Annotated in this window: 15 protein-coding genes; 5 read left to right on the top strand and 10 right to left on the bottom strand. The window is 53.2% G+C overall.

Annotated features, from left to right (window positions below):
• The 5 genes from ABIK47_05725 to ABIK47_05745 form a co-directional block, all read right to left on the bottom strand.
• Positions 1–548, bottom strand: a 548-nt coding sequence (locus ABIK47_05725) for a RecX family transcriptional regulator (GenBank protein ID MEO0020121.1), incomplete at its 3' end; no start/stop codon positions are given.
• Entirely contained in the window at positions 511–1,557 is a 1,047-nt protein-coding gene (recA, locus tag ABIK47_05730; protein ID MEO0020122.1) for a recombinase RecA, read from the bottom strand. The genes ABIK47_05725 and recA, both read right to left, overlap by 38 nt.
• Before the next feature lie 11 nt (positions 1,558–1,568).
• Positions 1,569–2,069, bottom strand: coding sequence for a thiamine-phosphate pyrophosphorylase (locus tag ABIK47_05735; GenBank protein ID MEO0020123.1), 501 nt, complete (start codon positions 2,067–2,069; stop codon positions 1,569–1,571).
• 94 nt (positions 2,070–2,163) lie between these two features.
• Positions 2,164–2,331, bottom strand: a complete 168-nt coding sequence (locus ABIK47_05740; protein MEO0020124.1) for a hypothetical protein — start codon at positions 2,329–2,331, stop codon at positions 2,164–2,166.
• Between the two features lie 22 nt (positions 2,332–2,353).
• Positions 2,354–3,193 carry a transporter gene (locus ABIK47_05745; protein ID MEO0020125.1) on the bottom strand — a complete coding sequence of 280 codons (840 nt, stop codon included), beginning with the start codon at positions 3,191–3,193 and terminating at the stop codon, positions 2,354–2,356.
• A gap of 93 nt (positions 3,194–3,286) precedes the next feature.
• Here ABIK47_05745 and ABIK47_05750 point away from each other — a divergent pair, with 93 nt between their 5' ends.
• Genes ABIK47_05750 through ABIK47_05765 form a run of 4 tightly spaced genes read left to right on the top strand, consistent with a single transcriptional unit; the run spans position 3,287 to position 6,571 of the window.
• Positions 3,287–3,970, top strand: coding sequence for a hypothetical protein (locus ABIK47_05750; GenBank protein MEO0020126.1), 684 nt, complete (start codon positions 3,287–3,289; stop codon positions 3,968–3,970).
• Positions 3,967–4,782 carry a DUF4097 family beta strand repeat-containing protein gene (locus tag ABIK47_05755; GenBank protein MEO0020127.1) on the top strand — a complete coding sequence of 272 codons (816 nt, stop codon included), beginning with the start codon at positions 3,967–3,969 and terminating at the stop codon, positions 4,780–4,782. Before ABIK47_05750 ends, ABIK47_05755 begins: the two co-directional genes overlap by 4 nt.
• Positions 4,783–4,814: 32 nt before the next feature.
• The gene (gene trxA, locus ABIK47_05760; protein MEO0020128.1) at positions 4,815–5,150 is read left to right on the top strand and encodes a thioredoxin; all 336 of its coding nucleotides are present in this window, start codon (positions 4,815–4,817) and stop codon (positions 5,148–5,150) included.
• 11 nt (positions 5,151–5,161) lie between these two features.
• Positions 5,162–6,571 carry an FAD-binding oxidoreductase gene (locus ABIK47_05765; protein MEO0020129.1) on the top strand — a complete coding sequence of 470 codons (1,410 nt, stop codon included), beginning with the start codon at positions 5,162–5,164 and terminating at the stop codon, positions 6,569–6,571.
• Positions 6,572–6,758: 187 nt separating this feature from the next.
• On the opposite strand, the gene ABIK47_05770 is transcribed toward ABIK47_05765, so the two are convergent.
• The 5 genes from ABIK47_05770 to ABIK47_05790 are packed head-to-tail and all read right to left on the bottom strand — an operon-like array spanning position 6,759 to position 16,772.
• Positions 6,759–8,918, bottom strand: coding sequence for a clostripain-related cysteine peptidase (locus ABIK47_05770; GenBank protein ID MEO0020130.1), 2,160 nt, complete (start codon positions 8,916–8,918; stop codon positions 6,759–6,761).
• A complete protein-coding gene (locus tag ABIK47_05775) occupies positions 8,908–9,960 on the bottom strand; it encodes a PorV/PorQ family protein (GenBank protein MEO0020131.1) in 1,053 nt (350 codons plus the stop codon). The genes ABIK47_05770 and ABIK47_05775 overlap by 11 nt, the downstream gene beginning before the upstream one ends.
• Before the next feature lie 10 nt (positions 9,961–9,970).
• Positions 9,971–12,898, bottom strand: a complete 2,928-nt coding sequence (locus ABIK47_05780) for a hypothetical protein (protein MEO0020132.1) — start codon at positions 12,896–12,898, stop codon at positions 9,971–9,973.
• Between the two features lie 8 nt (positions 12,899–12,906).
• Positions 12,907–15,759, bottom strand: a complete 2,853-nt coding sequence (locus tag ABIK47_05785; GenBank protein MEO0020133.1) for a TonB-dependent receptor — start codon at positions 15,757–15,759, stop codon at positions 12,907–12,909.
• A complete protein-coding gene (locus ABIK47_05790) occupies positions 15,756–16,772 on the bottom strand; it encodes a hypothetical protein (GenBank protein ID MEO0020134.1) in 1,017 nt (338 codons plus the stop codon). Before ABIK47_05790 ends, ABIK47_05785 begins: the two co-directional genes overlap by 4 nt.
• 259 nt (positions 16,773–17,031) lie before the next feature.
• Between ABIK47_05790 and ABIK47_05795 the strand changes: the two genes are divergently transcribed.
• Positions 17,032–19,523 (top strand): hypothetical protein (locus tag ABIK47_05795; GenBank protein ID MEO0020135.1); only part of this gene is annotated, 2,492 nt, incomplete at its 3' end.

Raw genomic sequence — 19,523 nt, forward strand, 5'->3', positions numbered from 1 at the left:
CCGTAAATCCGCCGCAGTTTTGTCTCCTCATCAAGCCGCTGGTAACGCGGCAGAAAATGCTCCAAAACCATCATCGCCGCCTCGGTCTCATCAGGTGCATCTTTCAGCGCCTGTTCAACCTTTTCCTTGGCAACCCCCCGTTTCAGAAGCTCCTGCTTCACCCGCCATTTGCCCTTATGACCTATCCTTATCCTCTCCTCAACATAATCCTTTGTCAGTTTCTCATCATCTGCCAGCCCCAACTCCTTGAGCCGCTCCAGGACCCGCGCAATCACCACTGGCGAATAGCCCTTTTTCTCCAGCCTTTCCTTCAGCTCCTTTTCTGTCCTTGCCTTATACGAAAGCAAGAGAAAGGCATAATTGCGGCACAACCGATACTGCTCCTCAAGAACCACCTGTTCCAGAAACTGCCTGTCAACCCTTTCCCCCTCCTTCAGCCCGAACTCGGCAACCGTCTCCTTGTCCAAGGAGAAGGCGAACTCGCCGTCAACAAATACCGAGAGCCTTTTCTTACTTCTTCTTTGCGGCTTGAGCCCGGTTATCCTCATCCTTTATCTTCGGACGGGCAATCTTCAGTTTCTCCCGCAGCGCCGCCTCAATCTTTGCCGCCACATCCTTATGCCCCTTCAAAAACTCAATCGCCGCATCCCTTCCCTGACCAAGTTTGGTATTGCCAAAGGAAAAATAGGCACCGGACTTGTCAACCACACCCTGCTCCACACCCAAATCAACCAGTTCGCCCTCGCGGGAAATCCCCTCGCCGTAGATGATGTCAAACTCCGCCTCCCGGAAAGGTGGCGCAATCTTGTTCTTTACCACCCGCACCTTTGTCCTTGAGCCAATCACCTGCTCACCCTTCTTCAGCGCGGCGATTCGGCGCACATCCAGTCTGACCGTGGCATAGAACTTCAGCGCCAGACCGCCCGGTGTTGTCTCGGGATTGCCAAACATCACCCCAATCTTCTGCCGGATCTGGTTGGTAAAGATGGCGCAGGTCTTGGACTTGGCTGTCACCCCGGCAAGTTTGCGCAACGCCTGGGACATCAGCCTCGCCTGCACACCAACAAAGGCGTCGCCCATCTCCCCTTCAATCTCTGCCCTGGGCACGAGCGCTGCCACCGAGTCAATGACAAAAAGGTCAAGCCCGCCGGAACGGGTCAAGGCCTCGGCAATCTCAAGCGCCTGCTCGCCCGAATCGGGCTGGGAAACCAAAAGCTCCTTCAGATTCACCCCCAGTTTCTCCGCATACTTCGGGTCAAGCGCATGCTCGGCATCAATGAAAGCCGCGGTCCCACCAAGACGCTGGCACTGGGCGATGATTTGCAAAGCCAGGGTGGTCTTGCCCGATGCCTCGGGTCCAAAGATTTCCACCATCCTCCCCTTGGGAACGCCACCAATCCCCAAAATCGCATCCAGACCGATTGAACCGGTTGGAATCGCCTCAATCTCCACCACCGCACCCTCTTCACCCAAACGCATAATCGCACCCTTGCCAAACTGCTTCTCAATCTGACTCAGGGCGCTGGTCAATGCCTTGAACTTCTCTTCTTTCGCCATAAATCCTCCATTTAAATCCTTTTTCTGACCTCTGGCAGTAGTATAGAACCACCACCATCCAAGTCAAGCCGTTTTGACCGCAAATGCACTATTAACGCCTTTTCTATTGAGTAAAGCCTGAACCGAACCTCTTTGAATATCCCCGACCATTTCTGCCTGCCGCCGCCACCTATCTTAAAAACCTCCTCCAAGACCCTTGCCGCCTCCTCTGCCCGCTTGCAGTTGGCAAGAAGCACATCCTCCAAGTCTTTTCTCTTCAACCGGTCAAACCGCTCTGATTTGCCCAAATCCCTTTCACTCGAGCGCAGCAAAATAACCTGCCCGCGCAAAGGCACAATCTCCTTACTCAACTTTGTCCTCAAAGCCCGCACCCGGCGCAGGAGTATCTCACTCTCCAGGCAAAACCTGACAATGTCCTCAATCACCTTTAACGCCTCGGTCAAGCGGTTAAGATTGACATCAACAACCCTTGCCGCCTTTGCACTCAAGCCGGACTTCTCTTTTCTCTTCACCGCTTTCAGCATAACCCTAACTTTCCTTAGGTCAAGCGCCCCAAAAAAATGCCCGACACCAAAAGGCATCGGGCATTAATCTGAGAGGTAAGAATCAGCGTCCGCAGCAGGATGAGTATTTGGGCTTATCCTCACCCTTCTTCTTCATCGGCTTTTCGCAGCAGTAAATCTCACACTCCTCGCGTCCGCACTCCTTTGTCACCATCACCTCAATCCCGCAATCCTCACAGTAGTAAACATCTCCGGTCTTCTTCTTTCCCATCTTTACTCCTTTCATTTATTTTTTAAGGCAATGTTACCCACAGATCCAGCCCCGGATAAAAATCGGCAATTGTGCCGCCTTTATTCATACCCGGAACCGGCACTGAAACCTTGGGTCTAATCACCAAAACCGGCAACGGTTTCCAGAGTAAAAGCAACCCTAAAAACATCCGGCTCTCTTCGCTGTTCGGCTGCTTTCTGCCATTTACTTCTGACTGCCCCTTATTATATCCGCTCAATGCCAGTTGTGGTGTCAGACCCGGCAGAACCGCAAAATCCAAACCTGCCATATACTCCAGCATATTACCGTACTTGATACTACCGCTTTTCCCGTTGAGCCAGTAGGCACCGCGCAGATGACCGGTAACAAAAGGCAGATTCGCGGTATTAAAAGCCAGCCCGAGGGCAAAGTCGGTGCTGCCATCACCAAGCGCTGGTGTGCTGTTTTTATCACCGGTTGGCAGGGAAACCGCAAGTGAAAGCGCTCCCCTTATTGGCAAAAGCCCTTTCTGCAACAGCCCGTACCTGCCAATCACCAGCAAATCGCCGATACCGGTTGCGCTATTATCACCCCTATTCTTCATCGCCAAGGGCAGAACTCCACCCAGCTCCAGTTTTGCCGGCAGACCCAATGCTGCAAGCAGGTCCGCTGAAACTGTCGTCGTCGGCTCAAACCCTTGAGGTTTATAAAACTTATCCTGTCCCCAGTCATAACTTTTGCTCGTCCGATTGAACCCAAAGACACCCCAGGCAAGAACCTGAAAAGGCTTGTTTACCTGACCGGTGCGGATTATCAAGGGCGTTGAGTTGACCTCTGCGCTCAAAAGAAAGAGCGCCACAAACAGGGTCCTGAACCATCTCATCTTAACTCCTTTCAAATAAAGGATAACGCAAACCTGGCTCTGGTCAAGATAAGCAGATTTGACTTGAACAGCCCAGCCAATATACTCTTGCCAATGAAGCAGATATTAATACTTTCCCTTTTGCTTTTCTTTCCACTTTTTGCCCAGGAGCCCGAAGGATGGTTAATCCCTTTTGCCTGTGCCTATGAGCCGGATATCGCCGGCTTCAACACCGCCTTCGCAAACAAAGGTCTGCCTCAGGCAAAAACCCGCCATTTTGGCTGGGGAATGGAACTGCGCTCACTTGTGAGCCGCAACATCCTTTTCGGACCGTTGTACTTCCGCACCTGGAATGATGCCGAAAATGACTCCTTCCATTTGCGCACTGAAAACTGGGGCATCTTTGCCGAATTAGGACTGAAACTGCCCATATTCAAGTTTCTCACCTTTGTTCCGCTTGTCGGTATCGGCGGTGTGCAGCCCAGTTTCCAAATCCGCAAACGAACCGGTGATATGACCCTTGACAGTCTGCTCAATGCACCCTTCAACATCGCGCACATCTCGCCCGGGATGAAAATCACCGGCCTCGGCGCGCTTGAACTCAACATCATTTTGCCGACCAATACCGGCAGTTATGGTCTCTCTCTGCGCGGGGGCTATCTCTATTCACCATTTGGACTTAACTGGCACCTTGCCAATGGCGCCCGAATAACCAATACCCCTGACAGTAAAATAAAAGGTCCGTGGCTTTCCCTCGGACTGACCATCATCCCTGCCCCGGAGGTACAGAGCCAATGAAACCAAAGATTTGCCTTTTTGTGTTGACAGGCATCCTTTGCCTCCTTGCCTGCCTTTACACTTCTAAGGTTGAAGACAGCCAGACCTTCACCCGCCCGGCTTCCACATTTACCAGCCTGACCCTTGACACCCGTAATGGCGCAATTACTGCCACCGCTAACACCGACACCCTCGCCAGCGTGAAGGTAACCCGCTACGCCTATGGCAGAAACAAAACCGATGCCACCAACCAGCTTAACGGCATAACGATAACCGATACGGTCAGTGCCGGCAACTGGAGTTTAACAGCAAACTTTCCCGCGGTAACAAAGCCGATGGGCGCATTGATGGCTGCGGATGTGCCGGCAAACACCCGCTTGAACATTTTAACATCAAATGGCGATGTCACGGTCTCGGGAATTGCTGCGCCCATTTCGGTTGCCACCAGTAATGGCGATGTCATTCTTACCGGCACCAGTGGCGATGCCGAAATATCAACCTCCAATGCCAAGGTCATTGTTCAGGTTCATTCTGGCGGAATTGATATCAACACCTCCAATGGTGAGATTGACTGCGACCTCTCCTTCCTACCTGCTACCAGCGGTGCTGAACTCGCCACCTCCAATGGCAAGGTTACCCTGCGCCTGCCACCAGATGTCTCTGCCTATATCACCGCCACAACCTCTAATGGTACGGTTGTCATCACCGGTTATCAGGTTCATTATGACGAAAACACCCAGAAGCATATCAAGGCAAGAATCGGCTCAGGCGCCTCACCGATAACCATCACCACCAGTAACGGTGACATTGTCATTCAGAACCGTGTCCGCTGAATCAGCGGTCTAATAGTAAAAATGGAGGAATTATGAACGAAAAGGAATTAGTCCTGCATCTTACTGATGCCAATTTTGATAACGAGGTCAACAATTCAACCCTACCGGTTCTTGTTGACTTCTGGGCACCCTGGTGCGGACCCTGCCGGATGCTCGCACCGGTTCTGGAACAGGTTGCCCAAAGGTATGCCGGCAAAATTGTGGTCGGCAAGGTAAATGTGGATGAAAATCCAAATGTTACCGGTAGGTTCGGCATCCTCAGTATTCCGACCCTGATTTTCTTTAAAGCCGGCAAGGAGATTGAGCGGATTGTTGGTGCCATGCCTGAGCCAGCACTGAGCGCAAAGATTGACGAACTGTTGAAATAAAATCGACCTCATTGCCTAAAAAGGTTAAAACCCTCTCAAAGGCGCTCCTTGCCCGGCTCAAGGAAATAATTCCTTCTGAGCGCATCGTCACCGATAGGGAAAAACTGTTTGACTACAGCCACGACGAGAGCCCGCAAAAGCCCGCCATCCCCGCTGCGGTTGTCAAGCCAACTGACCCTGAGGAGATCTCCCGGCTGGTTCAACTTTGCCAGGAGGAAAAAATCCCTTTAACCCCGCGCGGACTCGGAACCGGTCTTGCCGGCGGTTCGGTGCCAATCTTGGGCGGTATCGTCATCTCCTTGGAACTGATGAACAGAATCGTTGAGGTTGATACCGAAAATCTGATGGTGCGCACCCAGCCTGGGGTGATTACCGCCCAGGTGCAAAATGCCTGTCTGGAAAAGGGGCTTTACTATCCGGTTGACCCTGCCTCGCTTGACGACTGCTCAATCGGTGGCAATGTCAGCACCAATGCGGGTGGCGCCCGGGCATTCAAATACGGTGTGACCGGCGACTATGTCACCGGGATTCAGGCGGTCCTTGCCGATGGCGCCATCATCCGTTATGGCGGCAAACTCCGTAAGAACGCCACCGGCTATGACCTGAACAAAATTTTGATTGGGTCTGAAGGCACGCTTGGCATCATCACTGAAATCACCCTGCGCCTTGTCCCTAAGCCACGCCACCAGGTGGCGGTTCTCATCCCGTTCAACTCGCTCAGGCAGGGGGTGGAACTGGTTCTGCGCCTAATTCAGGAGAAAAGGCTCATTCCCGCAGTCATTGAGTTTATGGAGAAAAAGGGGGTTACCGCCTGCAACCAGATAGAACCGGAAAACCTGCCCTTTGCCGATGCCGCAGTCCAGGTTCTGGTTGAGCTTGAGGGCAACGACCGCGAAGCGGTTACAGAGGATGCACTTTCCCTTGGTGAAATGGCAATGGCTCTTGGCGCGCTGGAACCATTAATCGCCCAGGACGCCTCCAGCCAGAAAAGGCTCTGGACCGCGCGGCGCTCCCTTGCCAAGACCTTAAAGCGGGTCTATCCTGAGGTGATTGCCGAGGACATCGTTGTTCCGCCCGCCCGTTTGCCAGAAACGGTTGAGTTCATCACCAAACTTGAAGAGGAGTCGGGATTGGTGATTGTCCCGTTTGGTCATATCGGGGACGGCAACATCCACTGCGATTTCTGCCGGACAACCCCAGACCGGAAAACCTGGCACAGAACCGCGCAAAAGGGAATTGACCGTCTGATTGACTTTGTTGTTGGTATCGGCGGTCAGGTTAGTGCTGAACACGGTATCGGCACACTCAAAAAGAGGCTCCTGAAAAAGGGGCTGGGTGAAGCCGAAATCAACCTGATGAAAAGGGTCAAGAGGGCGCTTGACCCGGACAACACCTTAAACCCTGGCAAAATCCTGCCCTGAAAATCGGTTAAGTATACATAAAATTATACTAATTAAATGGAGGAAAAATCTGCTAATTATTTTTAATTACGAGAGTTAACTAAAATTCCATTTACGTGGGGGGATAATCCCCGTGGTAAAAATGGTCCTTTTTACGCATCTGATTAAAGAGAAGGAATGGATTCCCGGATGCGCGGGAATGACGAGCCTATCGCCTCGTGTGGACCCGGGCAATCTTGCCTATCTTCTTGAAGTTCTTGCCCTGAACCATAACTAAATAGACACCATCGCCAAGCTCTCTGCCCTGCTCGTTTCTGCCGTTCCAGAAAACCTCTTTTGCCTCAACCCGTGGGAACCTCTTGACCAAGGCGCCGGACAGGGTGTAGATGAAAACATCGGGCTTCTCATCCTCGGGAAAGTCCAGGATGAGTTTGCAGGAGTCAGAAAAGGGCGCAGGCTTAGTATATGGCTCTGCCCAGGTCTTGACCTTGAGCGGGTAGAACTGGCTCACATTGGAGCGGTTCCCAAAGGAGTCAATTGCCATAACCATAAAGTAGTAGCCGGTGGTGTCCCGGGCAAGGTTGAAGAGGTAGCCCGTGGTATCCTTTGTCTCAAGCGCCCTTCTCAGGGATGCAAACCGCTCTATCCTGATGTCGTCTATGAAGACACCTAAGAGGTTAACCGCATCGTTGGTCTGAAACCTAAACCTTAAAAACAGCCGCGGGGTGGGCGGGATAAGGAGCCTTAACTCCTGCCAGGACTCCTGGGAGCCGTAAAAGGAGTCGAGGGTCTGCCAGGAGAAGCGGTCAGGAGAGAACTCCACATAGCACACATCCCGCCTGATATTGCCAAGGGAGTCCTGAGTCTCTTCTGTGGAGTAGCGGGCATAGAATGAGAGAAGACCGCCCGCAGTTAACTCCAAGGGCTCTCTGAGGATGAGGGTGCTGTTCAGGTTCGGTCCTGAGCCGGAGAAGAGTGCAGAGGGGGCGGAATGGGCATAGCGGGTGGATATCGTCCAGCCATCCGCCTCCCAGGCGCCAAGGCTGTCGCAACGCTCTAATAGCACCTGAACCGGCTGGGTTGCCTGATAGAGATGGTAGGTAATCGGCGAGAGGTCGTAGGAGCGGCTCCAGTAGAGACGGGCATCACCGCGGTTGCCGAGGCGATGGGAAAGGAGACGGGGCTGGGTCGGCTTGACATCGTCCAGACCGAAGTAGGTGTTGAGAAAGGGGAGCCAGGGGACAGTGTCGGCATAAACCAGGGTCTGATACTCAGCCGCCTTTGCCTTGAACCCTAAATACCGATAGGGGAACCAGGTGGCAAGACCACGGGCATTGCCAAGGTTGCCACCAACCTTGTTGGCAATAATCAGGGGGTTGAGGGTTGAGCGTAAGGAGGCGGTGCCAGTCTGGGGAGCAAGTTCCCAGAGGTGGATGAAGTCTATCTGCTCGTCACTAACATCGGGCGGGCTCATAGCATCTGCGGGAAATGTCTGGACACCGAGGCGTGCCAGTTTGAAGCCGGGTGCCCGGGGGTCAAGGGAGTCGGAGAGGACCGCAGGGAATAGCCTGAGAACCCGCTCAAGTTGGCGCATATCAACCGCAGAGAGGCACACATCATCAAAAGGGTGGGCGGCAACATAGTCCGCACACATCTCCGGGAGAAATTCCGCGGGGAGCGCGGTCGGGCGGGCTGTGAGCCGGGAGAGGAACCTCTCATAGGGAAAGCCATCCCAGGGGATTAGGGCTTCTGATGCCAAAAGGTAGTCGCAATAGGGGAAAACCTCACAGGCAACCTCAATTGAGGACATCAGGCAGGCATCAAAGCCGAGGATGGTCAACCTTTTGCCCAGCCTCTTCGTCCCCTGTGCGAGCGCACGCCGCAGTTCGCCACCGGCAACGCCCATCATATGGCCGTGCGACTCGTCAATGAGAACCGCCCGCTGGGGTCCATAACCCGCACCCCAGCCATTGCCATGGTCCCAGATGATTAAAAAGTAGTTATCCGCAGGGAAACGCTCGCCGAGGAAACGGATGAAGTCGCTCAAGACTGCGGTATCAGCCATATCAACCTCGCCCAGGTTCGCCAAAAGTTCCCGCCGCTCCTTCTTGATATAATACCGGCGGCAATCGGGATTGGTGTCCCTTTCTGCATTGTCAATCTGAACAACAATATTTACCTCGCTGGTTGAGCCAACCGCCATCATCTCGCTGAGGTCATCATAAGCCTGCTCGCTCATCCCGTTGTCCGCACACATATATACGCCAACAGTCCACTGCGCACCGGCAGCAAAATGAACCATTAACAACAGGGGGATGAAAAACCATCCCCCTGTTGTTTTTACTGCCTTGAGCAAATCAGAACCCAACGGTCAGCATCAAGCGGTGCGTCGGCTTGAGGTACTGATAGTAGCGGAAGGAGTAATCAAGTCCAAGTTCCAGTGCCGCGGTCGGCTTTCCCTTCACCCCGACACCGGCACAGAGACCGGTGAGTGTGCCCAGTTTCTTATGATACTCCTGGTCGGCATTCAGGATATAACCGCCTCTTATAAAAAGCATCTCGCCCAGACCGTACTCCAGCCCAAAATTGACCGTCTCGTTGATATCAGAAGGGTGAACAAGGTCAATCGCGGCTGTCAGGCGGTGCGGGTCGGTTTTGACAAGGTCCATCGCCACCCCAAAACGGAATGTGGTCGGTAAAGGCGCAGGTGTGGTCTTGTAAGAACCCTGCAACTGGCTCGGTCCAGAATCGGGCCAGTAGAAGTTGTAATCAAGGTGAGGACCACTAAAGGCAAGTTGGGTCCCGAAGTTGGTCACCGCGGCACCTAAGCGGAGCGACTTGAAACCGGTGTTGTAAAACAGACCGAGGTCAACACCAATCGCCGATGCCCCCATATCCCAGATGGTCTGTTGAACACCCTTCACGGTCAGACCAAAGGAAAGTTTGTCGGTGATAATCCGGGCATAGGAGAGACCGAACGCCAAGTCACTCGCGCCGATGTAAACCAGGGATGAATCGTCCTCGCGCCAAGGTGTCTTTTCCTCATCAACCGTGGTGAGCATAATTGGACCCATAGTCAGAGCGTTCGCAGTAATCGCCACCGTCCCAAAGTTGGTGACCGGCAAAACCACCACCAGATAGTCGTGGTTTAAGTCCGCAAACCAGTCAGCATGATTAACCTGCGCCTGGCGGGCGATATGGGCAAGACCTGCCGGGTTGAAATAACTGGCTGAGGCATCATCCGCTATCGCGGTAAACGCGTCTCCCATCCCTGAGGCACGACCAACGCTGATTTTTAAGAACTGGGCGCCGGTCGTGGCGACTTTGCTGAACGCCCCCAAGGATAGTGAGAAGGCGCTCAAACTAACAAGTAGGAAAATTTTCAAGTTAATACTTGCTACTCTTTTCATCTCTGCCTCCTTAATGGATGAACATGAACTTGCCTGTAAACTCACCAACCGGTGACTCCACATGGAAGAGATAAACACCCGAGGCTATCAGTTGCCCGTAGTCGTTGACCAGGTCCCAGTTCGCGGTGCCACCCTCATCCAGCGGCTGTTTTTTCGTATCTTTGTGCTCTATCACCTTGACCAAGTCACCAGCAGTAGTAAAGATTCTGATTGTGCAGATACTGGGGAGGTTGGTAAACTTGATGACCCGCTGTTCTGAGGTCTTTTCCCATTCGTTGAAGACAATGTAGGGATTTGGGACAACTTTGACATTCAACTTCTTTTTGGTGGTTTTATCCGCATATCCTGGCTGGGAAATGAGTTGATAAACATTGTAAAACGGCGCTGCACCCTCTGCCCGATGCCCGGTCAAAACCCATACATCCCCATCCTCAATTAAGTTAATCAGGCTGCCGATAGGATTGCCTTTGTTGAACTGCAAGTAGCCGCCGCAGATGTAGATGTTGCTGGCGGTTGGCTTGAGCGTGTCGGATGGCGGGGAGGAGAAGCACCAGCCATTGGCATAGCGCCTCCCTGGTGTTGTATTTGTGAACGGAGAATAGGGAACCTCGATGTTGCCATTGGTGATGTCATAAACCTTGGCGGTTAAATAGCCTTCGCGGTTTTTCCACTCAATCCGATAGTCCGAACCTCGGAACGCCCAGTAAGCCCCGTTTGGCGCAACCCCAATCTTAAGCGAATCTGCTGGATAACCGCCGCTCAAAATGCTCACCGCATCAAAAGGTGCAGCAGGAATTGCCATTTTCAAGTTAAGTTTCAGTGCCTGACCGTTGAACACCGGAAGGTTTAAGGTCTGGGTTTTCCCAGTCGCGGTAATTGTATAGCCCCAGGAGGTGGTGTCAATTATGAGGGTGTCATTTTTGCTCGTGTTGACCACATAACAGGAGTAGAGTGGTCTGTCACTAGAACCAGTCCATTCCGGACCAAGGAAGCGGAGTTCAAATGTATCTGCAGTAACCGCAAAGGGAACAACCACCGTTGTCGAGCAGGTAAGGGCATTGTTGATTGAGTCACCTATTACCCTGATAATCTTGGTCTCAGGATATACATAATTGGGCGCATCCCAGCGAGGAACGGTTGAGAAGTTGGAAACAATGCCAGAGCGGAGTATGAGTGTGTCCCAGGCAACTGGCTGACCCTGGGCATTGGTGTCGGTGGTAATGTAGTTCCAGTCATAGGCGGTAACGCAGTAGTAGTAGGTAAAGCCATTTCTGACATCCTGATCAAGAACAGTGTAAAACACACCCTTGTTGTTCATTCTGAGCCAGAGACTTTCTGGCTGAGACTCGTCCCGTCCAAGGGGCCAGAGGAAGAAGGTGTCCCTTCCCACCACCTCAACTTTGTAAGGCCAGAGGGTGCCTGTGCCTGGTTTCGGAAGGGTGTCGGCAAGGTCACACTGGGCAATAATCTTCCAGTTTGAACCATCTGTAGATTTATAAACAACATAACCCTGAAAGTCGTAACCGCGATACATCGGGTCATAACCTGGTCCAGGCTGGCTCGCCACCTTCTCCCAATACCGGTCAGGTGTCCTTTCTGGTAGGTCATCCCAGACAATCCTGACCTGCTTGTCGCCAGGAATCAGAACCATATTCGGAGATGGTGGTGGCCCGGGTAAGAGCCAGCCCTGGTTGTAGATGAACTGGGCGGTGTTGGCAAGGAGAGCAAGATGAATCAGGGAATCTTTCGGTCTGTTTGCCCAAGGTTGATTTGGTCCGCCAAAAGGAGCACCAAGTGCCGCAACAACCAGCCTTTCGGTCTGTCCTGGTGCAAGGTCAAACGGGCCCGAGCACTGGATAAAACGCTTGTCAGCCGGGGTAACATCAATCGAATCGTATGCCGAGTAGAGACCGGTTCGGTAGTCGTAGCCTGCCATTGTGAGGTATTGGGCGGGGTCGGTGACCGGGTCAATGTCTATCGTGAACTTTTTGAACGCAGTCATACCAAGGGGAACTTTGACCGTGTCACCAGAAGGGGTTATTGAGTCCCGTTTGGGAGAGTCAAGGAATTTGTAGGCAAACACACCCGGAGTGCCCGATTCCCAGGTTGCACCAGGAGCCTCGTAGTTGTCGTAGTCACCAGCATAACCAACATTTTTCACCCTTTCCGGAACACCAGGAATGGAGTCGTCCAGAATGAAGCCGACCATATCGTCGGTGGCACTGCCAATGTCAGGGTCCATTACCGCACCGATGAAGCAGCGTTTTAAGGTGTCGGTGCCGGCGTTGCGGACATTGTAGATGATAAAGAAGATGTCTTGGTTGGAGGGGTAGTTCCAGGCATAGACCACCTGGTAGACATCTATGTTCTGGGGTTTGCCCGGAGCGATGTGGTTCTCGGGCGCACCGTCAGAGTAGACACACCACATATCCTGTAAGGAGAAGGCTTCGTAAGGAATCAGAACGCTGTCAAGACGAGGGTCGCCAGTTGCCCAGCGGTCCCGGGGTTGAGGCGGCCAGTCGTTGGGATAGACAAAGATGCGGTCGTCCGGACTGCCCGCACCTTCCGGGGCGTGCGCAACCGTTGTCGGGGTCATCTCGGTGCCACCAGAGTTGGGGTTGTAGCCGAATGAGACCAGGGTGTCCACTTTGCCGTCCTCCCGCTCCCGTAATGAACCAAACCACATCCCAGCGCCAAAGATATAGCAGTTGTGCAGGGGCTGGGGCCAAGAGCCGCCCGCCTGGCCGGTGCCAACCGTGACATCAATGCCGTATCTGCCGTCGTTGTAAAAGGGGCATTTCCAGCGGTTGATGTTGAGCCATTTCATATCGTAGATGCGCCTGCCGGATTTGGGTGGAAAAGCGGTTTTGCCCAATATTGGCGAGAGTGCTGCCAATAGGAAGAGGCTAACAATGACTGTTCTGGTTGTTGTTTTCATTTTTCCTCCTAAAATGATAGGCTGATGCCAAAACGAATTTTACGCGAGGGACCGTAATAGGTCGGGGCTTTGATGTAGTCTTCCCGCGCCCGCATATAGGAGTTGTATATCTCCATCTGGGTGAGGTAGCCATCGTGGTTGTAGTCGCGCGCCGGATGGTAATACGGGTCACCAAATCTGAATCCTGATGAGAGTTCCTGCGGGGTGATGATTCTGCCGTCAAAGTCAGGTTTGCCAGTTGCGGAGTAGACGCTGGTGACCACTTTGGCATTTAAGAGGTTGGTGATGTCGCAGGAGAGGGTGAGGTTTAATCCGCCTAATTTGATGTCTTTGCCGAGCCGAGCGTCCATCGTGAAGTTTGAGGGCATACGGGCAGAGTTTTCCGGACCGGTGCGGTTGCCCCTGATGTCCGTGGGCGTGTAGGGGAGTCCAGAGGCATAGTTGGCAACCACCGAGGCGTTGAAGTCGCGGAGGACCGCTGAAAGGAATGGAGACCCCTGTTTTAAGAAGTCTGAGGGGAACATTACACCGAGGCTGGCGTGGAGGGAGTGGCGCTGGTCCTGGTCAAGGTAGTAGTCAACCTGGAGTGGGGTTTCGCGCTGGTATTGGTCGGTGGCGGTAGAGGCGGTGCCTTTGGCAATCTGGAAGGTGTAGCCAAGTTGGCCGTTCCAGTAGTCGGAGAGCGCCTTGGTCATCGTCGCCTCGAAGCCCTGAATTCTTGCGTATTCCACGTTGTAATACATCGTATAAGGCTGGGGAAGAGCCGGGACAACCCTAACACCCGAGAGGTCAAAAACATCCTTGTAAAACGCTGTTAAATCAAAGGCAAAGACATCTGAGACCTGGGCATCAAAGCCCAATTCGTAGGCAATGGTCTTTTCCGCACCCATATCCGGGTTGCCCACAATGATGTTGCCCCTGCCACGGAGTTCTGCCGCTGATCTGCCGCCGTATTCGTAGAGGTTGGCAAAGACCGGGTTTTTGAAGAAGTGGCCGTAGGAGAAGCGGAATTTGATCCGCTCGGTAATCGGATAGGAAATCCCCAGCCTTGGTGAAAGACGGTATTTGGGCGCAACCGGGAGGAAGCTGTCTGAAATCTCCGGGACCGAACCCAATGACTCGGGAAATGCCCGCACCTTTGCCTTGGCATCAAGGTAGTCAAACCGCACACCCGCACGCACGACCAAATCCTCAAAATCTGCCCGGTCCTGGACATATGCCGCAGCAACTAAGGGTTTGTAGTTGTACGCATCCCAGAAGGGGTTCTGGTCCCAGGGTAGGGAGTTGTTATACATTGAGACCGAGTACTGGGTGATGTCAATACCGGTCTTGACCTCGTGGATTTTGGAGATGGTCTTTGTGAGGTCAAATTTGAACAGGGCATGGTTGGTCGCACGGTAGTGCCAGGTGCGGTTGTCACCCTCGGTCACAAATAGACCCGCAACACCATAGGGGTTGTCAATTAAAGCATAAGCCTGCATAAAGTTCTTTTTCTGCGCCTTGTGGGCATAAACGGTATCACCAGTCGGTGAGAGCCAGTATGAGCGCCAGAGCTGGAGGACCGCCTCCTTTTTGCTTAAACCCTCAGGGTTGTTAAAGACCCAGTCCTCTGCCCTGAAGATGTAGCGGTCCCAGATGCCGGTCTTGCGCAGGAATCCCCAGAATCCGGTGGTATCCGCCGCCTCGGCATCAAAGTTGCGCACCGTGCGGATGAGTGAGGTTGAGAAGAGCCCGAACTTCGCCTCGTAAACCGTGGTCGGGGAAAGCATATGGTTTAAGGTGAAGTTGCCCTTATAGGAGCGCACCCGGTTGGCATAAAGCCCTTTTTGCCAGAACTTGTAACTGTTGGCAAACGCCTGCCACTGGTAGTTGGAGTGATAGGCATCAACCGTGAGTTTCATCCCCTCTTTGGTCAAAAAGAACTCCTTGGGCATCTGCAGGGTCAACTTGCCCTCAGCCGCATATTCACCTCTTGGCTGACTCACCTTGTAAAGGCAGTTCCGGTCGTCATCGGTCTTGAAATACTCGGTGGAGATGAAGTAACGGAGCCGATTCCAGAAGGTCGGGCCACCAAGGGAAAATGTGAGACGGTTATAACCGAAGTTTAAGTCCGGGTTGGGGAAAACCTCGTCGGTGAGATAGCCCAACTTGCCCGAGGTCCTTGCCCCACCCTCCTTGGTAACCGCCTTGATAATCCCGGACATCGCCGAGCCGTATTCAGCATCAAAACCACCAGTAACCACAACCACCGAAGCCAAAGCATCGCTGGTCGGCTTCGGGCTTGACCAGAGGGTGCCGACGACCGCATCCTGCGCCGCCACACCGTCAACTAAGTAGGCAACATCATCGTATCTCCCCCCACGGATATGGGTCCAGCCCCTACCCGCGGTCTGGGTCACCCCCGCCTGCATTCCGACCAGTTCTGACAGTTGCACAACCGGAAGCCGCTTGAACTCCTCGTCGGTGATCACCCGCTCAACCGTGACCTGGCCTCGGTTCACCAAAGGTCTCTCTGCCTTCACCTCTACCGTTCCCACCTCAATTGCGGTCTGGGTTAACTGAAAATCAATCACCGTCACATTATCCTGCACCACCAAGACATCGGTCACAGTCATCTCATTATAACCAACATAAGAAGCGGTGAGTTTGTATCTGCCCGGGGGCACATTGATAATCTCATACTCGCCGTTGGCATCCGTGGCCGCACCCAACTCGGTCCCAACAACAACGATGTTCACCCCGACTAAGGGCTCACGGGTCCTCTTGTCCGTAACCTTGCCCCGAATTCTGCCCACAACGCCGGCAAATGCGCTGCTGACCAAAAGAAGGGAAAACAAGAGACCCAAGAAAACTTTCTTCATTGTCCGCCTCCTTTGACATTAATTGGAATTCCCCAGATGGTGGCGTTCAGCTCGCCACCCGCCTCATAAATTACCGCAAACGGTATCCGCTCAATATAAAGCCGCTGAACACCATCCTGGGTAAATCCTATTCTGTTCGCCGTCAATAACCGGAAGCGCCTGCCGCCAAATGAGACCAAATTAAATTTATCCAAATCGGTACTGTAGATCAAAAGCCCGGTCACCGCCAGGCTGTCACTCAGGTTGTAACTCAGGAGCCCATCCGGATAGTCATAGAACCGCTGGACACCAAAATGGAGCGTATCGGGTCTTAAATAGTAGGTATCGGACTTTGCACCGGTGGTTAAATAAGCGGCAGCAAAATAGGGCGCATCCTCAGGATTGGGTGCATAAAAACGCTGCCCACCCGCCATTTTCCACAGCCGCCACTCGCCACTTTCCTTACGGAAAACACAACCATTATAAACCACTCCGAGAATCGGCTTCTCAACAACCATAGAGGTATCGGTAAACACAGTGTCATGGAACATCAGCCTGATGGTCTCTGAAGGCGTGACAATAATTGACTCTTTTACAAACCGGGTGTATTTGATCGCATGCAGTCGCAAAACACCAGGAATCGTCTCCACGACACTAACGGTAGCGGTGGTCTCCTGTAGGGCGCTGTCCGCAGTTGCGATAAATTTATAACTCCATTTGTAACCAGCTGAATCCGTAAAGAACAACTGCTGCATGGAATCGCAGATATAGCGCTGTTTGAACGGATTGTCACTTATCGCCTTCCGAACCACCGAATCGGGCACAACCCATTCCAGATATTGAAACCCCGCCTCGTTGAAATGAAACCTCAACAACTCCTTGTTCGCATCTACCGCTGCGGCAATCGCTGCCGTGTCTGCGGCGTTTGGCTGCCATATCTCCGGTGGTGGCATCCGACCACAACTAAATAAAATCAATGCTGTCAATATGAAGCCGGCTGCCACCGCTAAAGGACCTTTCACAATCTTCCGCACAGTTTGCCTCCTTTTTATTTCACTTCACGCCGATTTTAACAAACCACCGGCAAGGTGTCAACTACCATTAACACCTATGCCGGTGACGCTAATCATAGCCTCAATTAGCAACATACATAAATTAACAAGCAAAAGCCCGCTGTCAAGTAAAGAAAAATGCTAAATTTAAGTTGACAAAAGCCCAAAATTCATTATCATATGTAAAGGATTGAATGGCAGATTTTTGTTTTATAGTCCGCTATCAACAAAGGAGGTCCTGATGAAGGATTATGTAATTGTGTTGGCTCTCCTGCTCGCCAGTTTTACAACCGTCGGTGCCCAAGATGTCATCCTCTCCGAAGACTTTAACCGCTCCTGGTCAACAACCAACCCACCTCCTGGCTGGCAAATCCAGTTCACCGACGACACCAGTTCCAACGACTGGCATCGCGCGCCCGATTTAGGATTCAACCCCTGGTCTGACAACCCTACACCCTATGCCGCCATTGGTCCTGGTGAGGATGGTGAGGATATGCTCACCACCCCCTACTTAGACCTGCGCGGCTGTACCAATGTTGTCCTGCGCTGCTCCCTTGGTTTTGTTCCTGGAACCGGTATCCATCAGGCGCAAATAAAAGGCTCGGTGGACTCCTCTGGCCCTTTCCCTATCATCATTGACGACCTCACCGGTAGAACTGTCGAACCAGGGCTTTTTGTTTACGAACTGCCCTGGGCGGAGAACCGCGCTGGTGTCAGAATCCAGTTCTTCCTTTTAACCGAAGCCACTGGTATCACCTCTTGGGTTGTTGACAACTTCTCAATAACCGCCCAGCGTCGCGCCACCGATGTTGGGGTTACCGAAATCATTTCTCCAACAGATACGGTTGACTCCGGCACGGTCATCATCCCCCGCTGCCGGGTTAAGAACTTCTCCCAGGGCCTCGGCACCTTCTATACCCATATTTACCTCGGACCGTTCCACGACTCCGCACTTGTCACCGACCTTCCCAGTGGCGAAACTACTACTGTCACCTTTAACTCCCTAACCCTTGACACCTTCGGCATCATCACCTGCCTCTTCCGCACCGCCCTGCCCGGCGACATCAACCGCACGAACGACACCCTCTCCAAAAATGTCTTTGTCCGCCCCCCATTTTATCACGACCTCGCCGCCGTTAAAATCCTCTCCCCGCCCCGGCTGGTTATGGATACGACCACGGTCATCCCCAGGGGCATTGTTGCCAATTACGGCACCCTTGACGCCACCTTCAAGGCATACTTCCAGTTGTCCCTACTCGGCTTCCCTTACTACTCCGACAGCCTTGAGCTCACCCTTAGCCCCGGCGCCATCGACACCATCTCCTTCTCCCCCTGGCGCGCCACCCCACCCGGCACCTATCAGGTCCTTTATAAGGTCTTCATACCTGGTGACATCAACCGGACAAACGACTCCATCCTCTCCACCTGCATTGTCGCTGTCCCGCTTCACGATGTGGGCGCGGTTGCCATCACCTCTCCTATTGACACCAATCCCCCTGGCATCATCACCCCGAAGGCAAGGATTGCGAACTTTGGCACATTTGTGGAATCCGGGTTTAAAGCCGTCCTTACGGTTTATCGTGGGGTAAATCTCGTCTACCAGGACACCGCTTTGATCTCCTCGCTTCAGCCCTTGGAGACCCTTGTGGTCAGCTTTGAACTCTGGGATGCGCCCCGTGGCACCTTCCAGATTCGCTGCTCCACCCTGCTCGCCAACGACGAGGACAACTACAACGACCGCTTCACCAAAACGGTGGTCATCCGCAGCCCGATTGTGCCTGGGTGGCAGGAGCTCTTACCGGTCCCTGCCGGCTCCGGCGGCAAACTTGTCAAGGAGGGTGGGTGCCTTGCACCCCTTTACAACCGCATCTTTGTTCTCCGGGGCAACAAGACCGACGACCTCCTCGCCTATCACATCAAAGACGACTCCTGGCAGACCTGTGCGCGGGTGCCTCTTGGCTCCGGTGGCAAACCGGTATCCAAAGGTGGAGCGCTGGTCAGTGACGGGTATCGGTATCTCTATGTAACTAAAGGCTACTCCACCTCCACCTTTTTGCGCTACGACGCCTGGGGTGACTCCTGGCAAATCTGCCGCGATGTCCCACCAGGTCCATCCCGCAAGCCCATCAAGGGGGGCACGAGGATGGTTTATGTAACGAAAAATGACACCGGGTATGTCTATCTCCTGAAGGGCTACAAAAACGAATTCTGGCGCTACAACACCATCACCGACACCTGGGAACTCCTGCCCAACGCACCGCTCGGACCATCGGGCAAGAGCGACTACAAAGAGGGCTCATTTATCGTCTATGACGGCGAGAACACCATCTATGCGGTCAAGGCAAAATACAACGAGGTGTTCGCCTTTGACATCGGACTAAATCGGTGGCTCACCACCGCCTATCAGAAATTTCCGCTCGCCGGTCGTTCGGGCAGACAGAAAAAGGTCAAGGATGGTGCTGGCGGCGGCTGGTGGAACAATGCGATGTACTGCCTAAAGGGCGGCAACACCTGCGAATTCTGGCGCTTCCTCCCGCAGGAAAACCGCTGGGAGGAACTTGACACCATACCGCAACTGGGCTCATCCGGCAGAAAGAAAAAGGTCAAACAGGGTGGCGGAATTGCCTCGCTGGGCAACGGTCTCTTCTTTGCGCTCAAAGGTGGCAAAACCTCGGAGTTCTGGTGCTACAAATCCCCTGAGACCGGACCGGGCGTTGAGGAAAAGCCAATCCC

It is taken from the genome of candidate division WOR-3 bacterium (genome assembly GCA_039801245.1).
In the GTDB taxonomy this organism is placed as follows: Bacteria; Hydrothermota; Tepidihabitantia; order Tepidihabitantales; family Tepidihabitantaceae; genus JAOABP01.